The organism is Sphingomonas sp. CCH5-D11, assembly GCF_001557395.1.
GTDB lineage: Bacteria > Pseudomonadota > Alphaproteobacteria > Sphingomonadales > Sphingomonadaceae > Sphingomonas.
The window spans coordinates 56950-81665 of the sequence record NZ_LSKH01000306.1; the positions used below are offsets into that span (position 1 = coordinate 56950).

A 24716-nucleotide genomic window follows, 5' to 3' on the forward strand; every position below is an offset into this window, starting at 1 on the left:
CCGGCCTTATGCCGCCAGTGCCGCGCTTTCCGTGTCGGCAATCCATCCACCGCCGAGCACGCGGTCCCCGTGGTACAGCACTGCCGCCTGCCCGGGCGCGACGCCATATTCCGGCGATTCGAACATGAGGCGGTCGCCGTGCAATCGTGCGGGGACCGGCCGCGCCATGGAGCGGACCTTGGCAGTGAGCGGGCCATCCAGCGGGCCCAGGATGTTGAGGTCTTCGAGCCGAGCGACACTGACCGCAAGCGCGGCGCGCGGGCCGACGATCACCCGGCGGGACTGCGGCTCCAGCCTGATAACGTACAGTGGCTCCGGCTGGCCGCCGATGTCGAGCCCACGGCGCTGCCCCACGGTGTAGTGGATGATCCCTTCATGGCGGCCGAGAACTTGTCCCGCCAAATCAACGATTTCACCGCCGTCTACAGCCGCCGGGCGCAACTTGCGGACCAGCCCGGCATAGTCGCCATCGGGCACGAAGCAGATGTCCTGGCTGTCCGGCTTGGCAGCGACGCCCAGGCCCATCTCCGCGGCGATCGCCCGCACCCGATCCTTCGGCATGCCGCCGAGCGGGAAGCGGAGGAAATCCAGTTGCGTTAGCGTGGTGGCGAACAGGAAATAGCTCTGGTCACGCGCCGGATCGATCGCCCGATGCAGTTCCGGGCCGTCTTCACCGGCCATTCGGCGAACATAATGGCCAGTTGCGAGACAATCGGCGCCAAGATCGGCCGCAAGGCGGAACAAATCGGTGAATTTCGGCCCCATGTTGCACTGGACACATGGGATCGGCGTCCGGCCAGCCAGATATTCATCCGCGAAGCGGTCGACGACCTGCGTTCGGAAGCTGCTTTCGTGGTCAAAAACGTAATGCGCGATGCCCAGCTGATCGCACACGGCGCGGGCATCACGAATGTCTCGCCCGGCACAGCAGGCGCCGGGACGGGCGGTCGCCTCGCCATGATCGTACAGCTGTAGCGTGACGCCGATCGTCTCGGCGCCGCTCGCCTTGGCAAGCGCGGCAACGACCGAGCTGTCGACTCCGCCCGACATGGCAACGACAATGCGTCGCCCGGCAGCGCTGCCGGGCATCTGGAAATCACCGATATCGATCACGCTGCGGCCATTAGCATGATTTCCGAGACGGGTGAACGCGCGCTTTCGTCACGGGCTTTACGGACCCTTCACTTCATGGCGCATAGAAGGGTGCTTCCGATGACGAAGCATGATGGACCAGCCAAGGCGTGGATCTGAGTTTTGCCCTTTTCGACCGGCGCGCGCCGCTTGTTGAGCTGCCCAGCGATTTGGCAGTATTGCTTGTGGAGATGACGGCGCGGCAGGCGGCGTCGCCCACGGCCACCATCTATGCGCGTTCGGCCCGTGTGCGGCTCGACTCTCCACTGTTTGCTCCGGTCGATGGCGCGTTCAATGGCCCTGTTGCGAAGGTGATGATGCAGTGGAAGGATGAGTGAACACCTGTTTGCCGCGCGCGTATCATGCGCTTTCAGGCGGTCACCGCACCGTTTTTTGTGAAGTGGAGAGGGGGCGCCCGCCCCGAACCGAGGTTAAACCATGATCGAGAACCAGAAAATTCGTCCGGCCCGCGTGATCGGACCGCTCGGCGAGCCTTTGACGCTCGATACCCTGCCGCCGCCCACCACGACCCGCTGGGTCGTCCGCCGCAAGGCCGAAGTCGTGGCTGCGGTGAACGGTGGTTTGCTGACCGTGGACGAGGTGTGCAACCGCTATGGCCTGACCGTGGAGGAGTTCGCCGGCTGGCAGCGTGCGATCGATCGTTCCGGCATGCCGGGATTACGCGTTACACGTATCCAGCACTACAAGTCCCTGTACGAGCGGCAACAGAAGTTCTGAAGGGACGGGTTACGGCCCCGGAACAAATCCGAGGTGTCAAGAGTCTTTTCCCCAGCGCCCGGCCGTTCGGGCCGTTAACGCAGGGGAGTGAGTCATGGGTATTATTCTCTGGTTGATCGTCGGCGGCGTGATTGGCTGGCTGGCCAGCATCATCATGCGTACCGATGCTCAGCAAGGTATCTTTCTCAATATTGTCGTGGGCATCATTGGCGCGTTCATTGGCGGCCTGATCATTACAGGCGGTTCGATCAACAGCGCGCCGCTGACGCTGACGTCGTTCCTGGTGTCGCTGCTTGGCGCAGTGATCCTGCTCGCGATTGTGAACCTCTTCCGTCGCGGTCGCGTTCGTTAATCGAACGAGTAGGAAATGGAACAGCGGCCGCCCGGTGACGGGCGGCCGTTTTCTATTGGGCCGTTTCTATCGCGGCGCGGGCCAACGCCGCCCTATTTCAGCAGGAAGCGAACGGAGACGGTGGCGCTGATCGGCACCTCGCCCGGCAGAACACGGGTCGGTGCGTCCGACGCCATTTCCGCGCGAGCATAAAGCACCGGCGGCCGCGGGCCATTGCCACGATCCTCGCCTGCCTCGCCGATCGCGACGATGCGATCGACTCGCAGGCCCGCCGCTTCAGCGTAGCGCGCAGCGCGCGCCCGTGCCTGCTTGATCGCCTCGATCCGGGCGGCATCAAGCGCAGCTTCGGGCTTGTCGACCGACATTTCGGGCCCGTTGATCTGATTGGCGCCCGCTTTCACAAGGGCATCAAGCACCGTGCCGCTCTTGGCGACATCACGAAACTTGACCGAGACCGTGTTCGTCGCCTGATACCCGGTGATCACCGGCGGCTGATTTTCGACGTAGCGATGCTGCGGCGAGAGGTTGACGTTCGCTGTCATGATGTCGCGCGGCGCAACGCCTGCCGCGCGCAGCGAGGCGATCACCCGGTCCATCTTTGCGGCATTGTCCGCCAAAGCAGCGGCCGCGGTGGCGGATTGCGTCACCACGCCGGCGCGAATGGTGGCGATATCCGGAACGCGGGACACTTCGCCCGTCGCGACCACATCCAGCACGGCAGCGTCGGGGAGGATCGGTACCGGGGCGGCGGATTGCGCGGCAGCAGGCGCAGCCGACATCGTGAGCGCGGCCATCGCCAGTGTGGCAATCGTGTAACGCATGATCCGAAATCTCCATTGTGGAACGCTTTAGCGCCTGTGAGGCTCGGTTGATCAACACAGGCTGAACGGCTCGCCGCTTGCTGCGACTCCGCGAATCTGTCATGCGGCATTGGGGCAAAACCGGCGCTTGAGCCCGGTGACTTATTCATATAACACAGCTGCAGATCAATGTAGTGCCGGTCGCCGCAAGCCGCCGGAGCGGGATGTAGGGCGCATGAATTATCAAGTCGGCGGGTTGAGTGGGGACACCGTGCTGATCGAGGGGCCGGAGGATGATGGCGCGCGTCGGCGCCGCCGAATGCTGGTGTTCGCCCTGGTCGCGATCGCTTTGCTCGCCATCGGTGCCTTTTTCCTAACGCGTGGAGGCGAGGCGCCGCAGCAGGCGGGCGCCGCTTCCGATCAGGCGCCGCGTGTCACCGTTGTGGTTCCTGGCCGGGCGGCGCTCGGTCGCACGATCAACGCGAACGGCACGCTGGCCGCCCGGCGCGAAATGCCCGTAGGCGTCGCCGGCGAGGGGGGCATGGTCACGCGCGTGCTCGTGGAGCCGGGGCAGTGGGTGCAGGCCGGTCAGGTGCTGGCGCTGGTCGACCGCTCGGTACAGACGCAAACCGCTCAGAGCCTGGCTGCCCAGGTGAATGTTGCCCAGGCGGATCTGACGCTTGCCCAAGCGGAATTGCAGCGCGCCCAGCAGCTTGTCGACCGCGGCTTCATCAGCCAAGCGGATGTTCAGCGACGGATCGCCACCCGCGATGCGGCCGCGGCCCGCCTCAAGGTCGCGGGAGCGTCTGCGGCGGAGCAGCGCGCGCGCAACCAGCGTCTGGATATTCGTGCGCCCGCCGCCGGCCTGGTGCTTACCCGGCAGGTCGAGCCTGGCCAGATCATCAGTTCAGCGTCCGGCACGCTGTTCCGCATGGCAAAGGGGGGCGAGCTGGAGATGCGCGCGCAGTTGCCGGAAGACGATCTTGCCGCCCTGCCGGTGGGCGCGCGCGCCATGGTGAAGCCGGTCGGCAGCGATCGCGCGTTCGAAGGGCAGATCTGGCAGATCTCTCCGGTGATCGATACGCAGACCCGGCAGGGCATCGCGCGCATCGCGCTGCGCTATGATCCTGCGCTTCGCCCCGGCGGCTTTGCCTCGGCAGTTATCACCAGCGGCGGGGTCAGCATGCCCGGCCTGCCGCAATCCGCGATCCTCAGCGACGAGAAGGGTAATTTCGTCTATGTCGCGGACAAGGACAACATCGTGCGCCGTCGCGATGTGCGGCTTGGCAGCGTGAGCGACGATTCGGTGGCGATCGCATCGGGGCTCGACGGAAGCGAGCGCGTGGTGGTGTCCGCAGGCGCGTTCCTGAATCCGGGGCAGAAGATCGCCCCGGTTCTGGGCAAGCCGGGAGAGTGACGGCATGAACTTCCGCAACATATCGGCATGGTCGATCCGCAATCCGGTCCCGGTCATCGTCCTGTTTGTGATCCTGACGGTCGCCGGCATCGTCAGCTTCATCCGTATGGACATCAACCGCGAGCCGGATATCGACTTTCCGGCCGTTGCGGTGGAGATCACGCAGCCGGGCGCGGCGCCCAGCGAGCTGGAAACGCAGGTGACGCAGCGCGTCGAAGCTGCGGTGCGGACGGTGGAAGGCGTCGACGAACTGCAGTCCTTCGTCAGCGAAGGCAATTCCACGACCATGGTGCAGCTCGACATCGGCACACCGGTTGACCGCGCCGTCAACGAAGTGCGCGACGCTATCACGCAGATCCGCTCAAACCTGCCCGAGGGCATTCTCGAGCCGCAGATCAGCCGCGTGAAGATCAACGACGATGATCTCGGCAGCTATTCGGCCATCGCCACCGACATGACGGTGGAACAGCTCAGCTGGTACATCGACAATACGGTCACCAAGGAATTGCTCTCGATCGAGGGCATGGGCGGCGTTGAGCGGAACGGCGGGGTCGATCGCGAGATCCGCGTCATTCTCGATCCGGCGAAGCTTGCGGCCTACGATCTGACGGCGACGCAGATCAACCAGCAGCTGCGACAGGTGAACCTGAATGCGGCGGGTGGCCGTGCCGAAGTGGCCGGTGCCGAACAGTCGGTGCGCGTGCTGGGCAATGCGCGCGACGCTTATGAGCTGGGAGAGACCCAGATCATCGCAGGCAATGGTCGCACCATCAAGCTGAGCGCCTTTGCGACGGTGCGCGATCTTTATGCCGAGCAGCGGACGGCGGCCGGGGTGGATGGCAAGCCGGTCATCACCTTCGATTTCAAGCGCGCCAAGGGCTATTCGGAAGTCACCGTCTTCCGCGAGGCGCAGAAGAAGCTGGCGGAGCTTGAGAAGCGCAATCCGGCAGTCAAGTTTCAGCTGCGCATCGACGGCTCCAAATATGCCGTGGAGCAATATGAGAGCGCGATCCACGCGATGATCGAGGGCGCGGTGCTCGCCGTGTTCATCGTGTTCCTGTTCCTGCGTGACAAGCGCGCGACCTTCATCTCGGCGCTTGCCATCCCGCTGTCGGCGATCCCGGCCTTCTGGTTCATGGACCTGATGGGCTTCACGCTGAACAGCATGACGCTGCTCGCGCTCAGCCTTGTGGCGGGCGTCCTGGTCGACGATGCGATCGTGGAGATCGAGAACATTGTTCGCCACATGCGCATGGGCAAATCGGCCTATCAGGCATCGATCGACGCGGCTGACGAGATCGGCCTTGCGGTGCTGGCGACCACCATGGCGATCGTTGCAGTGTTCCTGCCGGTCGGCCTGATGCCGGGCGTGTCGGGGCAGTTCTTCAAGAATTTCGGCCTGACCGTCGTCGTGGCCGTGCTGATGAGCCTGGCGGTGGCGCGCATGATCACGCCGATGATCGCGGCCTATTTCCTCAAGTCCGCAGGCCCCGAATCGCACGGTGAGGGCCGCCTCATGGACCTTTACATGGTCGTGCTGCGCTGGACGCTGGACCCAGGCAAGTCGATGGCCGTGCGCGCGCGCGGCGGGTTTCGGCGGATCACCGGCTATATCTATGATCACCGCATCTGGACGATTGGGATCGGCGGGCTCGCCTTTGTCCTGACTGTGCTGGGCTTTTCCAGCCTGCCCATGCAGTTCCAGCCGTCGGTCGATCAGGAACGTTCCACCGTCACCATCACCATGGCACCGGGCGCGACCCTCAACCAGACGCAGACGGTGGTGAACCAGGTCTATGAGCTGCTGAGCCGTCAGCCCGAAGTGGATACGACCTATACGCGCACCTTTGTCGGCAATGGCCGGGTGACGGTGCAGTTCAAGGAAAAGCCGAGCCTCAACGATCGGATCGCCGCCCTGTTCGGCGGTGACATCAGCGACAAGCGTACCAAGACATCGACCGAATTCGAGCGCGCGCTGGCTCCGCAACTCGCCCGGATCCCGGACGCGCGGGTCAACTTCCAGTCGCAGTTCGGCTGGGGCGACAACAATCGCGACGTGTCGGTCACCCTGGGTAGCGACGATCCCGTCCTGCTGCGCCAGACAGCGGACAAGATCGTCAGCGACATGGCGAAGATCCCTGGCTTCCTGGCGCCCCGCATCGCAGGCGACCTCAATCGGCCGGAAATCGTTATCAAGCCGCGGCTCGATCTGGCGGCCGACCTAGGAGTGACGACGAGCGCGCTGTCCAACGCGATCCGTATCGCGACATTGGGCGACATCGACCAGAACAGCGCACGCTTTTCGCTGAACGATCGCCAGATCCCCATCCGCGTCGCCTTCGACCAATCCTCGCGCACGCGGATGGCGACGATCCGGAACCTGCCGGTGCCGACGCAGAACGGCGGTTCGGTGCCGCTGTCGGTGGTGGCGGAAATCGGCTTCGGTTCAGGCCCGACCAAGATCAACCGGCTGAATCAACAGCGTCAGCTGACCATCGGCGCGGATCTATCGCCCGGCCTCATCCTGTCCAACGCGATGACGCAGGTGAATGCGCTCCCGTCGATGCAGAACCTGCCGCTCGGTGTGCAGAAGATGAGCGTCGGTCAGGCCAAGTGGCAGATGGAGATGCTGATCAACTTCGTGATCGCTGTGATCGCGGGTGTCTTCCTGGTCTTCTCGGTGCTGGTCCTGCTGTACCGCCGCCTGCTGCCGCCGCTGGTCAACATGGGTTCGTTGCTGCTCGCGCCCCTGGGCGGCGTCCTGGCGCTGATCATCACCGGACACCCGTTGTCGATGCCGGTGTTCATCGGCCTGCTCATGCTGTTGGGTATCGTCGCCAAGAACTCGATCCTGCTGATCGACTTCGCGCTGGAGGAAATGCACGCGGGCGTGCCGATCTATGACGCGGTGGTCGACGCGGGGCACAAGCGAGCGCAGCCGATCGTGATGACCACGGTGGCGATGGTGGCCGGTATGGTGCCGACCGCGCTGGCGCTGACCGGCGACGGGGCGTGGCGTGCGCCGATGGGTATCGTGGTGATCGGCGGGCTGATCGTGTCCACCCTGTTGACGCTCCTCATCGTTCCGGCCTCGTTCAGCCTGTCGATCGGCATCGAGCGGCGCGTGGGTCCATGGCTTGGCCGTAAGCTGCTGACCTACCAGCCCGGCGACGACGAAGCGCCGGCGATCGATCATGCGGCGCCCGGCGGCACGCTGCCGCCGCCACGTGGGCGCATCGGCTATCGCGACGGCGACGTTCCTGCGGAATGACGCTTGAACAAACCCCCGTCTGGGGGATTGTTCGGGCATGATCCCAGTTACGCTGCGGCGCCCATCGGAGACACGTGCGCCGGCCGGCCTGGTGCGGATGCGCGTGATCGCGACCGGGATGCTGGTCGCCATGGCACTGGCATTCCTGCTGGCGCGCGCGCTTGATGAAGTTCACCCGGCGTGGGGCTTCGTGCGAGCGTTCGCCGAAGCGGCGATGGTCGGCGGCCTCGCCGACTGGTTTGCCGTCACCGCTCTGTTCCGCCATCCGCTCGGGCTGCCAATCCCGCACACTGCCATTATTCCGCGCAACAAGGACCGGATTGGCGATCAGCTCGCCACATTCCTGCGCGATTATTTTCTGATCCCCGTCGTGGTGGCGCGCCGGATGCGACGCATGGACGTGGCAAGCGCCGCCGGGCGCTGGCTGGCGAGCCCGTCCGCCGGGAGCCGACGCGTTACCCGCGGCGCCTCTCGGCTGGCGGTCGAGGTGCTCCAGGCGCTCGATCAGGAGCGGCTGGGCGGCATGGTGCGCGGCGCCATGGTCCAGCAGGTGCGCCGGATCGAATTGTCTCCCCTGCTCGGCCGTGCGCTTGAGGCTGCGATGGCGGAGAACCGGCACCAGCCGATAATCGATGGCATCGTTCGCTGGGCCGGCCGCGTGCTGGAGGCGAACCAGCAGGTCGTGCGCAACATGGTGCATGAACGGGCCGGCACGATCCTTCGCTGGACCGGCCTTGATGAGACCATCGCGAACAAGATCATCGACGGGCTGGACAAGATGCTGGTCGACATGGCCGAGCAGCCGGATCACCCCCTGCGCACAAAGGCCGAGGAGGGCCTGGCTACGCTCGCCCGCGATCTTCAGCACAAGCCGGAGATGCAGGAGCGGGTCGAGGTCCTGAAGCTCGCCCTGCTCGAGAACCCTGCGATGCAAGGCTGGATCAACGGCCTTTGGGAGCAGGCGCGCCACGCCATGCTGCGCGCGGCGCGCGATCCGGAGCGGCTGTTGTCGGGCGGCATTGGCGAGATGCTGCGCCAGTTGGGCCAGACGCTGGAGAGCGACGTCCGGCTTCGCAACACGCTGAACCGCTATGTCCGCCGGGTGGCCGTCGGCACGGCTGCGGATTATGGCGACGTGATCGTCGGCCTCGTCTCCGAGACGGTGCGCGGCTGGGACGCGCAGACCATCACCCAGCGCCTGGAGCATTCCGTGGGCAAGGATCTGCAGTTCATCCGCATCAACGGCACGCTGGTGGGCGGGGCGGTGGGGCTTGTGATTCATGCTTTGGATGTCCTGCTCTGAACCGCGACACCGCAGACGGGCGATCCTCGGGCGAGCGCAAGGGCGCCGCTCAGGGTTGTAACAATGCCGCACATGCAACAACCGGACGAACTGTACGTTCATCTTGATGATCTGCGGAGTTTTCCGCAAAGGGTGGGGGATGGGCGCATTGGCCGAATTCAGCGAGGACGGGGGCAGGCTGCGCGTCACCGGCGACCTGCTGCTCTCCCGCTTGGGTGATCTGCCCACGCGTCTCGATTCCCATTCGGGTTCGATCTCGGAGCTTGATCTCTCCGGCATCGGGCGCATGGATACGATCGGTGCGTGGGTGGTGCACCGCTTCGCCAAAAGAAAGGGCGTGCCGGTCACCGGGCTGAAGCCCGAGCTTCAGCATCTGCTCGAGCAGGTGGGAAGCGCCGATCAGCCGGTTTCAACCCGGCCGAAATATGTCAGCCCGTTCAACCGCGTGCTTGGTGAAGTGGGCGAAGCGGTGGTCATGTCCGGCCGCACGTTGCTGGGCCTGCTCGGCTTCTTGGGCGCGACCGTCCTGGCCTTCGTGAATGTCATTCGCCACCCACGACGCTTTCGCTTCAATGCGACCGTTCAGCGGTTTGAGGTGGTGGGCGTATCGGCGCTCGGCATTGTCGGGCTGATGAGCTTTCTGATTGGCATCGTTATCGCACAGCAGGGCGCCGTGCAGCTTCGACAGTTCGGCGCGGAGGTGTTCACGATCAACCTGATCGGCCGCATCACCCTGCGTGAGCTTGGCGTGCTGATGACGGCGATCATGGTGGCGGGGCGATCCGGCTCTGCGTTCGCGGCGCAGCTCGGAACGATGAAGCTGACGGAGGAAGTGGATGCCATGCGGACCATCGGCGTGTCGCCGATGGAGGCATTGGTGCTGCCGCGTACCCTTGCCGCCGTCATGCTGATGCCGCTTCTTGGTTTTTATTCCTCACTCATCGCCATTATCGGGGGTGGGCTGCTGTGCTGGCTGCAGCTCGAGATCCCACCGGTCACCTATGTCGCGCGGCTGCGCGAAGTGGTGCCGATTACCGATCTTTACGTCGGGCTGATCAAGGCGCCGGTCTTTGGCGCGATCATCGCGATCGCAGGGTGCTTTCAGGGCATGCAGGTGGAGGGCGATGCCGAGCAGGTCGGCACCCGGACCACCGCCGCAGTGGTGCAAGCGATCTTCCTTGTCATCGTGCTCGACGCTTTCTTCGCGGTGTTCTTCGAACGGATCGGCTGGATTTGATGAGCAGTTCCGAGAACATCATCGAAGTCCGTGGTCTCAAGAACGCATTCGGCGACCAGGTTGTCCATGAGAACCTGGACCTCGACGTACGGCGCGGCGAAATCTTGGGCGTGGTCGGCGGATCGGGCACGGGCAAATCGGTGCTGATGCGCTCGATCATCGGGCTTCAAAGCCCCGTGGCCGGCGATGTCACCGTGTTCGGCGAGCCCACGATCGGGCGCGAAGAGACGGAAGCGGTCGAGATCCGCAAGCGCTGGGGCGTGCTGTTCCAGGGGGGCGCGCTCTTCTCCACGCTGACCGTGGCGGAGAATGTGCAGGTTCCGCTGCGCGAATTTTACCCGAACCTTGACCTGACTTTGCTGGACGAGATCGCCTCGTTCAAGGTGATGATGACGGGCCTGCCGGCAGAGGCGGGCCCCAAATATCCAGCCGAGCTTTCCGGCGGCATGAAGAAGCGGGCCGGTCTGGCGCGGGCCTTGGCACTCGATCCCGAGCTCCTCTTTCTGGACGAGCCGACCGCCGGGCTGGATCCGATTGGCGCCGCGGCCTTCGATGATCTGACCAAGTCGCTCCAGAAGACGCTGGGGCTGACGGTCTTCCTCATCACGCATGATCTCGATACGCTTTACGCCATCTGTGATCGTGTTGCCGTGCTGGCGGACAAGCGCGTCATCGCCGTGGGAACGATCGACGAGCTGCTCGCGCTGGATCACCCATGGATTCAGGAATATTTCCGCGGACCCCGGGGACGAGCCGCGGTGGCAACACGAGATGCTGCGGCAGAAGCAACAGCAAAGTCAGGGGCTAAGTGATGGAAACCCGTTCCAACCATGTGCTGGTCGGCGCCGTCGTGCTGATCCTGCTGGCAGTGCTGGCGCTGTTCACCGTTTGGATCGCGCGGCTGGGCGGCGCCACCCAGAACGAATATGATATCTTCTTCAAGCAATCCGTGGATGGGCTCGCGCGTGGCTCGCAGGTCACCTATTCCGGCGTTCCTTCGGGTCAGGTGAAGTCTATCCAGCTGTGGCGCAACGATCCGCAATTCGTTCGCGTGCGCATTGAGGTGAGCCAGGAAACGCCGATCCTGCAGGGCACGGCGGCGACCATCCAGGGCAGTTTCACGGGGACCAGCACGGTCAGCCTGGATGGCGCTCGCAAGGGCGCACCGCCGATCGTCTGTCCGGAAAACGACAATGGCCAGCAATGTCCCTATGGCGTGCCTGTCATTCCGACGCGTACCGGTGGTCTTGGCGCGATCCTGAATTCCGCACCCCAGCTGCTGGAGCGCCTGTCCACGTTGACGGAGCGCCTGACCGGGCTGCTGACCGACAAGAACCAGGCATCGATCGCCGGCATTCTGGAGAATACTAATCGCCTGACCGATGCGCTGGCCGATCGCGGACCCGAGATCGCCGCCACGCTGGCGCAGACCCGTATCGCCATTCAGCAGGCTGGCAATGCCGCGCAGCAGATCGGCGAACTGGCGGCGACCACCAATGGCGTGCTGGCGGAGGATATTCGACCAACGATCGTCAACCTGAACGATACCATTCGCTCGGCGAAGCAAAGCGCGGAAACGCTGAATGGCGCGATTCAGGATGCGCGGCCGGGGTTGCAGACATTCTCCAAGCGCACCGTGCCGGAGATCAACCAGTTGGTGCTTGATCTGCGGCAGATGTCGGCGGCGCTGGCGTCGGTGGCGGAGAAGGTCGACCGGCAAGGGGCCGGATCGTTGATCGGGCAGCAGAAGCTGCCGGACTACAAGGGCAAGTGAGGACGGATATGAAGAAGCTCCTGATCAGTCTTGCCCTTCTGCCGCTTGCCGGCTGTGTCAGCTTCGGTGCCAAGCCGCCGGAGTCACTGCTCAGCCTGACGGCGACGGAGCAGGTGCCGGTAGGCCAGGCGCAATCCTCCGCCGGCGCGCGCACGGTTTCGATCCAGGTGCCCGCAGTGCCGCAAGCGCTGGCGAACAATCGCATTCCCGTACAGGCCAGCGCGACCGACATCGCTTATGTAAAGGACGCGCAATGGGTCGAGCCCCCGGCGCGGCAGTTTGCGCGTCTGCTGTCGGACACCGTGACGGCCCGAACCGGCCGGGTTGTCCTGTCCGGCGCGCAGTCGCTGGCTGATCCCGGTGCGCGGCTTGCGGGTGAGTTGCGGATGTTCGGGGTCGATGCCGCCACTTCGGCCGCTGTCGTTACGTACGACGCCGCCTTGGTGCGCGACGAGGGCGGTGCACTTGAGAAGCGTCGCTTCGAGGCGCGGGTACCGGTGTCCGCGATCGAGCCGGCGCCGGTGGGCGCCGCACTCAACCAGGCTGCCAATCAAGTGGCCAGCGAAGTGGCGGACTGGATCGGCCGGTAAGGGGCCCGTGGGAGGAATGCCGGCAAGGCGCCCTCAATAACGGCAAGCTGATCATTGGTGCAGAGCGATCGTCCTTCCGCCGGAAGGAAGGCTTGCCCGCGAACTCCTTTGCGGGAGAGCCGCGGGCAAGGCGCTTGCGGCGCTATTGCGCCAGTGTCTTTGTGAGGTCGAAGAGATAGTCGCGTCCTTCATAAAGGGACGTGACACGAATGCGCTCGTTCAGCCCGTGCGTCCCGTTCAGGTCGGGCTCCAGGAAGAGGCCGGGCACGCCGTAAACGGGCATGTTCAGCCTGCCGAAGAAGACGCCATCCGTCGCCCCAGTAGACATCATCGGCACGACCGGAACGCCTGGGAAGTGCTTGGCGGCGAGTGACTGCACTGGGCCCATGATCTTGGGGTCGAGCGGAGGCGGCACTGCAACCGGGCGGACAGGCTGGTTGGCGGTGACAGTCACCTTTGGTCCGGCAAGTTCCTTCAGCTTCGCCAAGGTGCCCTCCACGCTTTCGCCCGGGAAGATGCGGCAATTCACATTCGCCGTCGCCCGCTGCGGCAGGGCATTTTCGGCATGACCCGCGTTGACGAGCGTGGCGACGCAGGTCGTGCGAAGGGTGGAATGCAGCACCTTGTCCCGGCTGACGATCGCGTCGGCACTCTGGTCGGTCGGATCGGCCAGCAGGCGCTGGATGGCGGCTGATGTGGGTGACGGAAGCGCCTTGGCGCTGGCGGCGAAAAAGGCGCGGGTCGTATCCGAAAACTTGATCGGGAACTCATACCCTTGCACGCGCTTGATCGCGTCCGCCAGATCGTAGATCGCGTTCTCCGGTGTCGGAGCGGAACTGTGCCCACCCGGGTTGGTGGCAACGAACGTGAAGTTCTGCGCGGCCTTCTCCCCGACCTGGATGGCAAGTGCCTGTCGCTTTCCGCGCGCGTCCAGCCGCCCGCCACCACCTTCGTTGAGGACGAAATCGGCGCGAACCAGGTCCGGTCGGTTCTTCGTGAGCCAGTCCGCGCCGTTGAACGCGTAAGTGGTCTCCTCCCCACAGGTGAGCGCCAACCTGATTGTTCGCTTCGGCCGGAAGCTCTGCTGCCTGAAGCGGATCATCGCATCGGCCCAGATCGACGACATGGCCTTGTCGTCGACTGAGCCTCGCGCATAGTAGAAGCCGCCTTCCTCGACGAGCTTGAACGGATCGCGCTGCCAATCCTCGCGCTTGGCAGCGACAACGTCCAGATGGCCGAGCAGCAGCATGGCGCCGAGTGCCGGATCGGAACCGGGGAGCGTGGCGACAAGCCCGCCGTCCTCTGGGTGATCCGGCGTGGAAAAGAGGACCAGGTCGCTGTCCGCATAACCCGCCGCCTTCATCCGGTCTGCAATTTGCCGAGCGGCGCGGGTGCAGCTTCCCTGATCGACCACCGTGTTGGTTTCGACCAGTTCCTTGTAGAGTTCGAAGAATGCTTTCTCGTCCGGTCGCTGCTGCGCGCTGACCGTCGTCGGTACCAGGGCTAAACCAGCCAATCCTGCTGCTATGATCCGCCAGTGACCCTGCATTCTTCTCTCCCGCTTATGTAAGGGGCAATGCTTGCAGGGAAACTTTGCTGAGGCAACGCTGCATTGTGCACGGCGCCCAGTACCGGAGGGAATGCGCCGGCTTCGTCGTCAGCCTTGGGAGTTTTCGGGTGCTGGCGGCACGGGGGCGGGTGGCGACGGCACGGTTTCGGCCGGCTGAGCCGCCTGCGCCGCGCCAGAGACGGTGCCGACGATGGCTGCCGTCTCTAGAATCTCGAGGGCGCGATCGGCGGCGACATAGCGGCGGGCGGCGCTGGTCCAACGCACGGCTTGCGGACCACCGGGAAGCCGCTCCACCTCCTCCAGCGCGGCATCCACCCTGCCGATGTCCACCAGCCGCCGAGCCCGCGTCAGCCGCTCGGATGGGATTGCCGAAGGCATGTTGGCGTCGCGCAGAACCACCAGGTGCCGCAACTCATCGATCAGGCCGTCAAACCAATGCTCAGTTCCCGGATTCAGCAACATGGAGGAGTTCGCCTCCAGCGCCTCACGAAGCCCCTCCAGCGTGACAGGATCACGGCCTACCTGAACGATCGTCTCCACGGCCGGCTGGTGGGTGCCGCCGAACCTTCTACGCAGCTGCTCCTCCAGATAGCCGAGTGGCTTGCCACGTTCGATCGACCGCCGCGCAGCGAAAGCGATAAGTATCGCTTCGGCACGGCCGGCGCGGTCGGCCGAGGCCGTCACGTCCAGCTGCATGCCCGCGGCACGAGCCTCAAGCGCCGCAAGCTGCGCGGCAAGCGCGCTTTCGCGCGTAGCGAGAGTCACCGGATCAAAAGGGCCGAGAACCGGGGCGCCGGCCGGCGCTGGCACCGCTTGGCCGCCAACGGTTGTCGTTGATGACGCACCCGGCGCCGAGCCCTGCTGCCACCAACCCTGGCGGTCACGCACGGACAGCCACATCAGCCCCAGGCCCACGAGGAGCGCGAGCACCACGAGCAAGGTGATAAGGCCAACTCGCGACCGGCGCGGAGCGGGATCGAGCGGCACAGCTTCGTCCATGAGGCCTTATCCCCAGTGGATGGTTAGTGGTCAATCGCGAGCGTGCATGCAGCCTGCACGAGCGCCGCATCGTTCGGCTCCGCGGCAATCAGGCTGCGATCCCAGCCCTTGCCTGCCGCTTGCGCGACGGCATCGCTAATGGCGGCGACCCGCACCGATGCGAGGAGCGTTTGATCGCGTTCCAGAAGGCGACGAAACAGGGTGGCCGCGCGGGGCGAGTGAAGCAGGGTGACAGTGCTTTTTGCCAGACGCATCGTGCCCGGCGCGGGAATGCGCGGCTCGCTGGCATAAACTGGGATGTCCTCCACGCCCGGCAGGAATATTCTGTCGCGCGCCGCAAGGCGAAGGATGCGATGCCAACCATTCCGATGTGCCAGCGAGAGGGCCTGGGCACCGTCACCCTGGCCCACCGCGGCGATCCTGAGGCCCGCGTCCTCGGCGGCGGCGGCCGTGCCAGCTCCAACGGCAATCACGGGCAGATGCTGCAGCACAGCCAGACCGGGCCCGGCGAGGCGCGCGGCGTTGGCGCTGGTCAGCAGCAATGCGTCATAGGGATCGTCCGGCGGGGTCCATTCGATTGCAACGATGCCGAAGAGCGGCAGCCGCGCGACGGTCAGCCCCGCCGCTTCCAAACGTCTGGCGGTCGCGGCATTGCCAGGTTCTGGCCGCAGAACCAGCGCCGGCCGGGTCACCCCGCAAACAGCAGCCGGATCGACCCGGGCGCCCGCTCCAGCAGATCCGCCGCGAGCGCCTGGCCCAGCGCTTCGCCGCCATCGCCGCTCATGCTCCCAGAGATATGAGCAGTTCCATCCTCATCCAGCAGCTCGGCCGCCAAGGTCATCTGACCATCCTGCCAGGATGCAAGGGCTGCCACCGGCGAGTGGCAGGTGGCGCCCAGGGCTGCCAGCAGCGCGCGTTCGGTTAGCACGCAGCGGTGGGTGTCCGAACAATCGATCGCGCTCACGAGATCGCGCGCAGGCCCCGTGGAAAGCGTTTCCACCCCTACCGCACCCTGAGATGGCGCTGGCAGCGTTGTGTCGAGCGGAAGCGGCGTGCCGGTACCGGGGCGCTCCAGACGCTCAAGGCCCGCCGCAGCGAGCAAGGTCGCATCCACCTCGCCCGCTGCCAGCTTGCCCAGTCGGGAATCCACATTTCCGCGCAGCAGGACAATCTGCAGGTCAGGCCGGCGGCGCAGGAGCTGGGCCCGCCGACGTGGCGAGCTTGTCCCCACCACGGCGCCCTGCGGGAGCGCTTCGATCGATTCCGCGCCAATCAGCCGGTCGCGAACGTCCGCGCGCGGCAGCATGGCCGCCACGACGATCTCCGCAGGCCGGATCGTCTCCACATCCTTCATGGAATGAACGCAGGCATCCACCTCGCCGGCTAGAAGTGCCCGGTCCAGCTCCTTCGTCCACAAGGCTTTGCCGCCGATTTCCGCTAGGGCACGATCCTGTATCCGGTCCCCCGTCGTCCGAACGACAACGATCTCGACATCGTCCCAGCCATGCACGGCCATCAGCGCGTCGCGGACCATGCCCGCCTGCGTGAGCGCAAGCGGGGAGCCGCGCGTGCCGAGCCTGAAGGTGTTTGCCATTGAAACTTCGTACCACTTCGTTCGGGGACGGCTTTATCAGCCCTGGACTGCCCTTCGACAAGCATCCGGCGAGCGGATAAGGGGGACAGATGCTCATTCTTGGCCTGGAATCCTCCTGCGACGAAACGGCGGCAGCGATCGTCACTGGTGATCGGCGAGTGCTGTCCCATCGGCTTGCGGGACAGGAAAGCGACCATCGACCGTTCGGCGGAGTCGTGCCGGAAATCGCCGCGCGAGCGCATGTTGAGGCGCTCGAACCGCTGGTGCAGGCGGCGCTGGCCGATGCTGGCGTCACGCTGGCGGACGTGGACGCGGTGGCGGCGACGGCCGGGCCTGGGCTGATCGGCGGCGTGATGGTGGGACTGGTGACCGGAAAGGCGCTCGCCCACGCGGCCGGCAAGCCGCTGGTCGCCGTCAACCATCTGGAGGGCCATGCCTTGAGCCCAAGGCTGGCCGACCCGGATCTGGAGTTTCCATATCTGCTGCTGCTGGTATCCGGCGGGCATTGTCAGTTGCTGCTGGTCGAGGGGGTGGGCCGCTACCGGCGCCTGGCGACAACCATTGATGATGCTGCTGGTGAGGCATTCGACAAGACGGCGAAGCTGCTGGGGCTGGGCTTTCCGGGCGGGCCGGCCGTGGAACGTGCCGCGCTGAAGGGAGATCCCGGCGCCGTGCCGCTGCCCCGGCCGTTGCTGCGGTCGCCGGAGCCGCATTTCTCCTTTGCGGGGCTGAAGGCGGCCGTTGCACGCGTGATCCATGACTATTCGCCTGAGGACATCGCTGCGTCCTTCCAGGCGGCGGTGGTGGATTGCCTGCTTGATCGGACGCGCCGGGCGATGGCGCAGGCGAGCGGCGCAACCGCATTGGTGGTGGCCGGTGGTGTCGCGGCGAACGCCGCGGTGCGCGACGCTTTGTCCCGGCTGGCAAGCGAGAGCGATATGCGCTTTGTCGCGCCGCCGCTTTGGCTCTGCACCGATAACGCCGCCATGATCGCTTGGGCGGGCGCCGAGCGTTTTGCCGCCGGGCTGACCGATCCGCTGGATATCCCGGCGCGTGCGCGTTGGCCACTCGACCCCACCGCAGAAGCGGTACGCGGGGCGGGAGTGAAGGCGTGAGGATCGGCGTGATTGGCGGTGGCGCCTGGGGCACGGCCCTGGCGCAAGTGGCGGCGCGTGGCGGCGAGGTGCTGCTCTGGGCACGCGAACCTGAGGTCGTGGAAAGCATCAACGCCCGGCATGAAAACACGACCTTCCTGCCGGGCATACCGCTCTCGACGCGGATTCGTGCGACTGGCCTTCTGGCCGATCTCGCCGGCAATGACGCGCTGCTGGTGGTCGCGCCGGCGCAGCATGTCGGCGCCGTGCTGGAGGCGACACCGGTCGGCGACACGCCGCTGGTGCTGTGCGCGAAGGGGATCGAGGCGGGGTCGCGCCGACTGGTGGGCGAAATCGCACAGGCGGTGCATCCTGCCGCGCCGATCGCGGTCCTTTCCGGCCCCACGTTCGCGCATGAGGTAGCGGCAGGCCTGCCGACGGCCGTGACCCTCGCCTGCGCCGATGAAGCGCTTCAGGCGAAGCTTGCCGCCCGGCTCGCCAGCCCGAGTTTTCGCCCCTACGCCTCCGCCGACGTGATCGGCGCGGAGATAGGCGGGGCGGTGAAGAACGTACTCGCCATCGCGTGTGGCGTGGTGGAGGGGGCAGGTTTGGGCCAGAATGCCCGTGCTGCGCTGATCGCCCGCGGTTTTGCCGAAATGACGCGCTTCGGACTGGCGCGCGGCGCTCGGGCAGAGACTCTGGCGGGGCTTTCCGGACTGGGCGATCTGGTGCTGACCTGCTCATCCACCAGCAGCCGCAACTTTTCGCTTGGCCTGGGTCTTGGAGGCGGCGCGAGCGCTGCCGACTTGCTTGCCGATCGCCGCACCGTGGCCGAAGGAGCGTTCACCGCGCCCGTTCTGGCCGAAGCGGCGGATGAAGCCGGCATCGACATGCCGATCACAACGGCGGTCTGCCGTCTGCTTCAGGGCGTGCCGGCGCGCGCGGTGATTGAGGATCTGCTCGCACGGCCGCTGCGCGAGGAGGGCTGATGCGTCTGGCGGTGCTTGCGCGCGCGATCAACGCCGGCAAGCCGCTGGCGATGGCTGATCTGCGCGCGCTGCTCGAAAGGCACGGGCTGGTGGATGTCCGCACCATCCTGGCATCCGGCAATGCGGTGTTTTCGTCAGATGAGGATGCAGCGCTCGTAGAGAAGCGTCTGGAACAGGCGGCCCAGATGGACCTCAATCTCGAGACCGCGTGGTTTGTCCGCAGCCATGATGAGCTGAGCGCGATCGTTGCTGCAGCGCCCTTCCCGGAGGCGGTCGCCACGCGCCCAAATCATGTCCAGATATTCTTTCACCATGAATCGGTCGATGGCGGCAGGTTGCAGGACCTGACCAAAGGATATGACGGTCCGGAGCGGCTGCTGGCGATCGGGCGCGAACTGTACGTTGACTATCCGGATGGGATCGGCCGATCCAAGCTGCCGGCACTGTTATCCAGGGCCAAGCTGCCGCTTTCGACGGGCCGAAACTGGAATACGCTGCTGAAGCTGGTGGAGGCGACGCGCTGAACCGCGGTCAGGCGGCGATGATCATCGCAGCACCTGGCTGCTCAGCGCCTGACAGTCGGCATCCTGCGCAATGGGCTCCTGTCGGCCGCTGATGGCTCGGCCAAGCGCCTTCAACACGTTGCCAACCGACTTCACCTCGCGCGGCACGACCACGTCTGGCTCACTGATCGTTCCGGTCATTGTTGCCGAACCGGGCAGCTTCAGGACGGCATCGTGCTTTGGTGCGCCGGTCAGCCGGATGGCCAGCCGCTCGTTCGGGAAGGAAATCGTGCCCTGGCCGTCCAGGCGGCTTTGCGAGGTGTCGACAATGAAGGGACCCGCTTGTCCGACGCCATTGCGCATCGTCAGGCCGACGATCACGCAGCGCAAGACCGCGCGATCCTCTCTCCTTGCGAGCAAAGCTCCGCCGGCGTCGAAGCCGAGCGCCTCCGCAACCTCTTTCGGGAGCGCCCCGTTGCGGGCGGCCAGACCGATGCGACCACTGGCGTTGCCGACGGCTTCGCGGATCGTGCTCCCACGACCCTCGAGCACCGCACGCGCATCGACCCGCCCGGTTACCGATCCGCCGCCGCCAGCGAGGGCAGGAATGCTGCTGCCAATCAGCCGAAGATCCAGCTTCACCAGCGGAACCGGGCCGTTGTTGCCCTGATTGACCACGGCTGTTCCCGCGATCCGGCCCTGCCTGAGCCCGATTACCATGGGAGAGACCGTCAACACCCGATGATCGAGGGTCAGCGTGCCCGCCATGGAGGTGAGGGAGGAGGGGCCGTGTCGGCTGACGATCCGTGCGACCCGGAAGGTGAGGCGGCCGTCCGTGCGGCCGATCTTGGCAAGATTCACTCGCGTGTCGGGCACGATTCGCGGCCCGATCGCCTGTTTCCGGGCTGCAGCCCGCCTTAAGCCTGCGTCGGAAGACAGGTCATCGAAGTCCAGCTGGCGAGACGAGAATGAGCCTTGCAGCTTAATTCGATCGCCATCCTTGATGACGGTCAGTTCGCCGGTGAGATCCGATCGGCCGATCCGTCCATTGAGCCGGTCGATCAGCCAGCGGCCTGGCTCACGGCGAACCTTGGCGGACAGCACGACCGGCTGGGTGTGGAACAGACCAGCTTCGATCACAGCGTCGATCAGCTTCAGGTCCCGCGCCCGCGCGGACACCTCAAGCGACATATGCTCTGTGTCGAGCGGGGCTGCCATAGCTCCTTTGGCGTGCATCGACAGGTCGGTTCCGGTCAGCCGGGCATCAAAGGGCCATTTGCCCTTGTGCTCCCCGGAAACCGCCGGTGCGCTGACGGCGATGCGAACCGGAACGTCGCGTATCTCGCCCCTGCCACTCACACGCAGGCCGGCAGATTGATTGGAGAGGAAGTTCAGCGCGAACCAGCGGTCGCGCTTCTCATCCCGATAGGTCAGGCGCGAGTTGCTGACACTGAGCTGATCGAGGCCGCCGCCGCCGGTGCCGCCGCGCCCCGTCGTGCCACGCCAGCTTTCGCGCCCGTCGGCGGCTCGTACGAGATTGAGTTCGGCGCCGGAAATCGTCACGTCGCCGAGCGCCAGCCTGCCGGTCAGAAGCGACAGGGCGCTGAAGCTCACTTCCATTTGGGCAACGCGGGCAAGATCGTGCGGGCCAGCCCATTGTGGGCCTGGAATGCGGACATCGCGCAGCCGGACGGAGGTCGTGAACCCGAAGTGGTCGACCCGTTCCATGGTGCCGATCGTTACCGGTCGGCCGAACCGGGCGGTCATCCGGCTTTCCAGAACGCCCTTCAGCAACCCCCAGGGGAACGCCGCTATCGCAATCGCAAGGGTGGCGACGATCAGCGTGATGACGGTTGCCGCGATCCGGATACGGGGACGGGACAGCGAACGGAACATTGAAGGTGAGACGCCTGAAATAAGCGTTCGTTCCGGATACGAAAGGAGTGATGCGGGGGCGCTCGGCGCCCCTTCTACTTAGCGCTCCGTGAGACGAGCGCGACCAAGCGTGCCGATCAGAAATCGATCGCGACGCCCTTCTTTTCCCAATCGCCATATCGCACTGGATCGCGGCCGAGCGGATCTTCCGCCGGTCGCTCCATGGGCGCGGGCTGTGGCACGGGCTTGTTGGGGGACAGGTAAGCCGGTGGCTTAACATGAGGAGGGCGTTTTGACATCGGCTCTTCCGGTTGCGTCGTTAAGCCGCCACATGGGCCCGATGCCTTCTCCCGCCAAGCCCCGTTCGTCTACTGGCCGTCGCCCGGCCGATCCTCCTGGTACCGCGCCGCGCCGCGCGGCCCTGCGCGTGCTGGACGCCGTTCTGCGCCGGGGCGAGCCGCTGGAGGCAGCGCTGCCCAATGCGACCCGTGGTCTGGAAGGCGCTGATCGGGGCCTTGCCCATGCCATCGCGGCCGAAACGCTGCGCCGTTTGCCCGATCTTGATGCCCTGATCGATTCGGCGACGCGCCAACGCCTGCCCGACGATGCGAAGGCGCGAATGGCGCTGCGCGTCGCGCTGGTCCAGACACTGGCGCTTGGCACCCCGCCGCATGCCGCGATCGCCACGGTTCTTCCGCTTGTCGACGGTGGACCGCGCAAGCTGGTTCATGGGGTGTTCGGCGCGTTGAACCGTGGCGGCGCAGAGTTGCCGGAACAGACGTCGCTTCCGCCGGAGATAGCGGAACGCTGGGGCAGCTACTGGGGCGAGAGCGTGGTCAACGCGGCCGCAAGCGCCATTGCCGCGCCACCTCCCCTCGACCTGACGCTGGCCAAGGCGGACGGACTCGCGCCGGAGGGGACAAGCTTGGCGCCGGATCACCGCCGTATCGTGGAGGCCGCCCCCGTCGCGACGCTTGCCGGCTATGACGAAGGCGCGTGGTGGGTACAGGATGTGGCGGCTTCGCTGCCCGCCCGTCTGCTTGGAGCCGGCGAGGGGCAGGTGCTGGACCTGTGCGCTGCTCCTGGCGGGAAAACGATGCAGCTTGCCGCCGCGGGGTGGAATGTCACCGCGCTGGAGATCGCACCATCGCGCGCCGCCCGGTTGCATGAAAACCTGGCCCGGACTGGCCTGCCTGCCCAGGTGGTGATCGCGGACGCGCTGGACTGGGCCCCCGCGGAGCCGCTCGATGCCATCCTGCTTGATGCGCCCTGTAGCGCCACCGGCATCTTCCGGCGGCACCCGGATGTGCTGTACCGTGCGCACCCTGGCATCATCGCGGAAATGGCGGCGCTGCAGGCACGCCTGCTCGACCGCGCAGCGGCGTGGGTGCGGCCGGGCGGAAGGCTGGTCTACGCCACCTGTTCGCTTGAGCCGGCGGAAGGGGAGGAGCAGCTTGCGCGGTTCCTAACCGCTCACCCGGAATATGCCGTGTCGCCGCCGTCCCCCGGGGAGCTCCCGACCGGCATAGCGGCGAACGAAGCCGGCTATGTACGCACGCTGCCGGGCACGCTGGCCGATGTGGGCGGCTGCGACGGCTTTTTCATCGTGCGGCTTGTGCGTGCTTCCGCCTGACCGGATGGAAGGTTAAGGCATTGCCGTTACCCACACCGTTCGGGTCACGCCGATCAGCCATGTTTTCGTCCCTGTGAAGAGACGCAGAATGATCCGGCGCGGCAGAACGAACGAAGTTTGAGCGAGTTATCCGTTGAAGCCAGTCCGTATCGCTCCGTCGATCCTTTCCGCCGATTTCGCCAAGCTGGGCGAGGAGGTCCGCGCCATTGACGCTGCTGGCGCGGACTGGATCCATATCGACGTGATGGACGGCCATTTCGTGCCGAACATCACAATCGGCCCGGCGGTGGTGAAGGCACTACGCCCGCACACGTCCAAGCCCTTCGACGTGCATCTGATGATCTCGCCGATCGACGCCTATCTGGACGCTTTCGCCGAAGCTGGCGCGGACACGATCACCGTTCACCCCGAGGCCGGCCCGCACATTCACCGCTCGCTCCAGCACATTAAATCGCTGGGCAAGCGCGCCGGCGTCGTCCTGAACCCGGCCACGCCGGCCAAGATGCTGGATTACATCATCGATATGGTCGACCTGGTCCTGGTGATGAGCGTGAACCCGGGCTTTGGTGGGCAGAGCTTCATCGACAGCCAGCTGCGCAAGATCGCCGCCATCCGGAAGATGATCGAAGCGAGCGGGCGGGACATCGATCTTGAGGTGGACGGCGGGATCGATCCCGGCACGGCGCGACTGGCGATCGATGCGGGCGCGGACGCTTTGGTGGCAGGAACGGCCACGTTCCGGGGCGGACCGGCTGCGTACGCGGACAACATCCGTGCGTTAAGGGGCGCATGAGCGAACGGACGGACGATCTTCCCACTGCCGACGGGATCGACGAGGGCAAGCGGCTGGTGCGCGTTGGCGGCGACAAGGGATTGTCGCTCGCCGAGCGGCTGACCGACCGCTTTCACCGCCTGACCTGGCGCACGCCGATCCATGGTCTTCGACTGAAGGGTCGCCATCCGCTCAAGCTGATCGCGGTGCCGGAGGATCCGCTGTTCGGGGACGTGCCACGCGGACAGGCGCTGCTTGAGGGGCACATCCTGTTCCGCGGCGAGAGCCACCAGATTACCGGGCTAGACTTGCGCAGCTTCGCGCCATCGCCCGCCTTTGCAGAATTTCTCCATAGCTTTGCGTGGCTTCGCGACCTGTCGAGCGTCGCGACGCGGGCCGAAGGCGCACCCGTGGCCGAGGATCTGATGGAGCGCTGGCTGGCGGCGCACGGGGAACGGATCACCGCGCTGGCCTGGCGGCCGGATTTGTGGGGCCGGCGTATCCTGTTCTGGACTGCGCATGCGCCGCTGATCCTGTCTTCCACGGACTTGGTCTATCGTTCCAAGGTGTTGAACGCGCTGGCGAGGGGCGCGCGGCATCTGGACAGCAGCGCCGACAAGGCACCACCGGGGCCTCACCGGGTGGCGGCATGGTGCGGGGTGATCGCCGCCGGGCTGCTGATCCCGGGAGGTGATCCGCGCAAGAGCTTCGGCGAAGCCGGCCTTTCCAGAGCGCTCGACGGCGCACTTTGGCCTGATGGCGGCCTTGTCAGCCGCTCGCCCGAGTCACTTCTGGAGATTATCGGCCTGCTCGTCATGCTGCGGGAAAATTATGCCGCGCGCCGGCAGGACCTGCCCGAGTTCGCACAGGATGCGCTGACCCGGATGGTGCCGGCGCTGCTTGGCGCCTGCCACGCGGATCGTGCGCTGGCGAGCTGGCAGGGCGGCGGTCCCGTGCCGGCGGAGCAGGTGGCGCAGATCATCGCGGCGAGCGGCGTGCGCGCACGACCGCTGAAACAGGCGCGGGACTGGGGCTATCAGCGGATGACGGCGGGAACCACGGTGCTGCTGGTCG

General features: G+C 65.7%; 24 protein-coding genes. 16 read left to right on the forward strand and 8 right to left on the reverse strand.

Annotated elements, in window-relative coordinates:
- Positions 1-6 precede the first annotated feature (6 nt).
- Positions 7-1110 (reverse strand): tRNA 2-thiouridine(34) synthase MnmA, encoded by a 1104-nt coding sequence (gene mnmA, locus AX702_RS18790; protein WP_156455597.1) that lies wholly within the window; start codon positions 1108-1110, stop codon positions 7-9.
- Between the two features lie 131 nt (positions 1111-1241).
- Between mnmA and AX702_RS18795 the strand changes: the two genes are divergently transcribed.
- The 3 genes from AX702_RS18795 to AX702_RS18805 all read left to right on the forward strand — a co-directional run bounded on the left by AX702_RS18795 (position 1242) and on the right by AX702_RS18805 (position 2221).
- On the forward strand, positions 1242-1469 hold the full coding sequence (locus tag AX702_RS18795) for a hypothetical protein (protein WP_066781938.1): 228 nt from the start codon (positions 1242-1244) through the stop codon (positions 1467-1469).
- Positions 1470-1569: 100 nt separating this feature from the next.
- The gene (sciP, locus tag AX702_RS18800; protein ID WP_066781939.1) at positions 1570-1869 is read left to right on the forward strand and encodes a CtrA inhibitor SciP; all 300 of its coding nucleotides are present in this window, start codon (positions 1570-1572) and stop codon (positions 1867-1869) included.
- 94 nt (positions 1870-1963) lie between these two features.
- Entirely contained in the window at positions 1964-2221 is a 258-nt protein-coding gene (locus AX702_RS18805) for a GlsB/YeaQ/YmgE family stress response membrane protein (RefSeq protein ID WP_066781940.1), read from the forward strand.
- A gap of 92 nt (positions 2222-2313) precedes the next feature.
- On the opposite strand, the gene AX702_RS18810 is transcribed toward AX702_RS18805, so the two are convergent.
- Positions 2314-3042: an SIMPL domain-containing protein gene (locus AX702_RS18810; protein ID WP_066781941.1), complete on the reverse strand. Its 729-nt coding sequence runs from the start codon at positions 3040-3042 to the stop codon at positions 2314-2316.
- Between the two features lie 214 nt (positions 3043-3256).
- Here AX702_RS18810 and AX702_RS18815 point away from each other — a divergent pair, with 214 nt between their 5' ends.
- The 7 genes from AX702_RS18815 to AX702_RS18845 all read left to right on the forward strand — a co-directional run bounded on the left by AX702_RS18815 (position 3257) and on the right by AX702_RS18845 (position 12613).
- Positions 3257-4438 carry an efflux RND transporter periplasmic adaptor subunit gene (locus AX702_RS18815; RefSeq protein WP_066781942.1) on the forward strand — a complete coding sequence of 394 codons (1182 nt, stop codon included), beginning with the start codon at positions 3257-3259 and terminating at the stop codon, positions 4436-4438.
- A 4-nt stretch (positions 4439-4442) separates the two neighbouring features.
- The gene (locus AX702_RS18820) at positions 4443-7709 is read left to right on the forward strand and encodes an efflux RND transporter permease subunit (protein WP_066781943.1); all 3267 of its coding nucleotides are present in this window, start codon (positions 4443-4445) and stop codon (positions 7707-7709) included.
- 37 nt (positions 7710-7746) lie between these two features.
- The gene (locus tag AX702_RS18825; RefSeq protein WP_231731943.1) at positions 7747-9012 is read left to right on the forward strand and encodes a DUF445 domain-containing protein; all 1266 of its coding nucleotides are present in this window, start codon (positions 7747-7749) and stop codon (positions 9010-9012) included.
- A gap of 139 nt (positions 9013-9151) precedes the next feature.
- On the forward strand, positions 9152-10249 hold the full coding sequence (locus AX702_RS18830) for an ABC transporter permease (protein ID WP_066781944.1): 1098 nt from the start codon (positions 9152-9154) through the stop codon (positions 10247-10249).
- A complete protein-coding gene (locus AX702_RS18835) occupies positions 10249-11061 on the forward strand; it encodes an ABC transporter ATP-binding protein (RefSeq protein ID WP_066781945.1) in 813 nt (270 codons plus the stop codon). The genes AX702_RS18830 and AX702_RS18835 overlap by 1 nt, the downstream gene beginning before the upstream one ends.
- A complete protein-coding gene (locus tag AX702_RS18840) occupies positions 11061-12023 on the forward strand; it encodes an MlaD family protein (protein ID WP_066781961.1) in 963 nt (320 codons plus the stop codon). The genes AX702_RS18835 and AX702_RS18840 overlap by 1 nt, the downstream gene beginning before the upstream one ends.
- A gap of 8 nt (positions 12024-12031) precedes the next feature.
- A complete protein-coding gene (locus tag AX702_RS18845) occupies positions 12032-12613 on the forward strand; it encodes an ABC-type transport auxiliary lipoprotein family protein (RefSeq protein WP_066781962.1) in 582 nt (193 codons plus the stop codon).
- Positions 12614-12755: 142 nt separating this feature from the next.
- On the opposite strand, the gene AX702_RS18850 is transcribed toward AX702_RS18845, so the two are convergent.
- From AX702_RS18850 to hemC, 4 genes are all read right to left on the reverse strand, one after another.
- A complete protein-coding gene (locus AX702_RS18850; RefSeq protein WP_066781946.1) occupies positions 12756-14162 on the reverse strand; it encodes a M20/M25/M40 family metallo-hydrolase in 1407 nt (468 codons plus the stop codon).
- A 108-nt stretch (positions 14163-14270) separates the two neighbouring features.
- The gene (locus AX702_RS18855) at positions 14271-15182 is read right to left on the reverse strand and encodes a hypothetical protein (protein WP_066781947.1); all 912 of its coding nucleotides are present in this window, start codon (positions 15180-15182) and stop codon (positions 14271-14273) included.
- A gap of 23 nt (positions 15183-15205) precedes the next feature.
- Positions 15206-15874: a uroporphyrinogen-III synthase gene (locus AX702_RS18860; RefSeq protein WP_066781948.1), complete on the reverse strand. Its 669-nt coding sequence runs from the start codon at positions 15872-15874 to the stop codon at positions 15206-15208.
- A complete protein-coding gene (gene hemC, locus AX702_RS18865; RefSeq protein WP_066781949.1) occupies positions 15871-16776 on the reverse strand; it encodes a hydroxymethylbilane synthase in 906 nt (301 codons plus the stop codon). Before hemC ends, AX702_RS18860 begins: the two co-directional genes overlap by 4 nt.
- 89 nt (positions 16777-16865) lie before the next feature.
- On the opposite strand from hemC, the gene tsaD reads away from it, so the two are divergent.
- The 3 genes from tsaD to AX702_RS18880 are packed head-to-tail and all read left to right on the forward strand — an operon-like array spanning position 16866 to position 19383.
- Positions 16866-17891, forward strand: coding sequence for a tRNA (adenosine(37)-N6)-threonylcarbamoyltransferase complex transferase subunit TsaD (gene tsaD, locus AX702_RS18870; protein ID WP_066781950.1), 1026 nt, complete (start codon positions 16866-16868; stop codon positions 17889-17891).
- A complete protein-coding gene (locus tag AX702_RS18875; protein WP_066781951.1) occupies positions 17888-18859 on the forward strand; it encodes an NAD(P)H-dependent glycerol-3-phosphate dehydrogenase in 972 nt (323 codons plus the stop codon). The genes tsaD and AX702_RS18875 overlap by 4 nt, the downstream gene beginning before the upstream one ends.
- Positions 18859-19383: a DUF1697 domain-containing protein gene (locus tag AX702_RS18880; protein WP_066781952.1), complete on the forward strand. Its 525-nt coding sequence runs from the start codon at positions 18859-18861 to the stop codon at positions 19381-19383. Before AX702_RS18875 ends, AX702_RS18880 begins: the two co-directional genes overlap by 1 nt.
- Before the next feature lie 21 nt (positions 19384-19404).
- Here the strand turns inward: AX702_RS18880 and AX702_RS18885 are convergent, their stop codons facing one another.
- Together AX702_RS18885 and AX702_RS21830 are read right to left on the reverse strand one after the other, a co-directional pair.
- Positions 19405-21258, reverse strand: coding sequence for an AsmA family protein (locus AX702_RS18885; RefSeq protein WP_082746361.1), 1854 nt, complete (start codon positions 21256-21258; stop codon positions 19405-19407).
- A gap of 116 nt (positions 21259-21374) precedes the next feature.
- On the reverse strand, positions 21375-21536 hold the full coding sequence (locus AX702_RS21830; protein WP_082746362.1) for a DUF1674 domain-containing protein: 162 nt from the start codon (positions 21534-21536) through the stop codon (positions 21375-21377).
- A gap of 41 nt (positions 21537-21577) precedes the next feature.
- On the opposite strand from AX702_RS21830, the gene AX702_RS18890 reads away from it, so the two are divergent.
- From AX702_RS18890 to AX702_RS18900, 3 genes are all read left to right on the forward strand, one after another.
- Positions 21578-22870 (forward strand): RsmB/NOP family class I SAM-dependent RNA methyltransferase, encoded by a 1293-nt coding sequence (locus AX702_RS18890; protein WP_066781964.1) that lies wholly within the window; start codon positions 21578-21580, stop codon positions 22868-22870.
- A 133-nt stretch (positions 22871-23003) separates the two neighbouring features.
- The gene (gene rpe / locus AX702_RS18895; RefSeq protein ID WP_066781953.1) at positions 23004-23663 is read left to right on the forward strand and encodes a ribulose-phosphate 3-epimerase; all 660 of its coding nucleotides are present in this window, start codon (positions 23004-23006) and stop codon (positions 23661-23663) included.
- The coding region (locus tag AX702_RS18900; RefSeq protein WP_443026312.1) for a heparinase II/III family protein at positions 23660-24716 on the forward strand (1057 nt) is incomplete at its 3' end. The genes rpe and AX702_RS18900, both read left to right, overlap by 4 nt.

Excerpts from the sequence above, each read along its gene's own strand:
- AX702_RS18835 (WP_066781945.1), top strand. The coding sequence starts at position 10,249 with ATGAGCAGTTCCGAGAACATCATCGAAGTCCGTGGTCTCAAGAACGCA.
- AX702_RS18890 (WP_066781964.1), top strand. The coding sequence starts at position 21,578 with ATGCCTTCTCCCGCCAAGCCCCGTTCGTCTACTGGCCGTCGCCCGGCC.
- AX702_RS21830 (WP_082746362.1), bottom strand. The coding sequence starts at position 21,536 with ATGTCAAAACGCCCTCCTCATGTTAAGCCACCGGCTTACCTGTCCCCC.
- AX702_RS18850 (WP_066781946.1), bottom strand. The coding sequence starts at position 14,162 with ATGCAGGGTCACTGGCGGATCATAGCAGCAGGATTGGCTGGTTTAGCC.
- AX702_RS18840 (WP_066781961.1), top strand. The coding sequence starts at position 11,061 with ATGGAAACCCGTTCCAACCATGTGCTGGTCGGCGCCGTCGTGCTGATC.
- AX702_RS18830 (WP_066781944.1), top strand. The coding sequence starts at position 9,152 with ATGGGCGCATTGGCCGAATTCAGCGAGGACGGGGGCAGGCTGCGCGTC.
- AX702_RS18810 (WP_066781941.1), bottom strand. The coding sequence starts at position 3,042 with ATGCGTTACACGATTGCCACACTGGCGATGGCCGCGCTCACGATGTCG.
- AX702_RS18815 (WP_066781942.1), top strand. The coding sequence starts at position 3,257 with ATGAATTATCAAGTCGGCGGGTTGAGTGGGGACACCGTGCTGATCGAG.
- tsaD (WP_066781950.1), top strand. The coding sequence starts at position 16,866 with ATGCTCATTCTTGGCCTGGAATCCTCCTGCGACGAAACGGCGGCAGCG.
- AX702_RS18805 (WP_066781940.1), top strand. The coding sequence starts at position 1,964 with ATGGGTATTATTCTCTGGTTGATCGTCGGCGGCGTGATTGGCTGGCTG.
- AX702_RS18880 (WP_066781952.1), top strand. The coding sequence starts at position 18,859 with ATGCGTCTGGCGGTGCTTGCGCGCGCGATCAACGCCGGCAAGCCGCTG.
- sciP (WP_066781939.1), top strand. The coding sequence starts at position 1,570 with ATGATCGAGAACCAGAAAATTCGTCCGGCCCGCGTGATCGGACCGCTC.
- AX702_RS18825 (WP_231731943.1), top strand. The coding sequence starts at position 7,747 with ATGATCCCAGTTACGCTGCGGCGCCCATCGGAGACACGTGCGCCGGCC.
- AX702_RS18845 (WP_066781962.1), top strand. The coding sequence starts at position 12,032 with ATGAAGAAGCTCCTGATCAGTCTTGCCCTTCTGCCGCTTGCCGGCTGT.
- hemC (WP_066781949.1), bottom strand. The coding sequence starts at position 16,776 with ATGGCAAACACCTTCAGGCTCGGCACGCGCGGCTCCCCGCTTGCGCTC.
- AX702_RS18855 (WP_066781947.1), bottom strand. The coding sequence starts at position 15,182 with ATGGACGAAGCTGTGCCGCTCGATCCCGCTCCGCGCCGGTCGCGAGTT.
- AX702_RS18820 (WP_066781943.1), top strand. The coding sequence starts at position 4,443 with ATGAACTTCCGCAACATATCGGCATGGTCGATCCGCAATCCGGTCCCG.
- AX702_RS18885 (WP_082746361.1), bottom strand. The coding sequence starts at position 21,258 with ATGTTCCGTTCGCTGTCCCGTCCCCGTATCCGGATCGCGGCAACCGTC.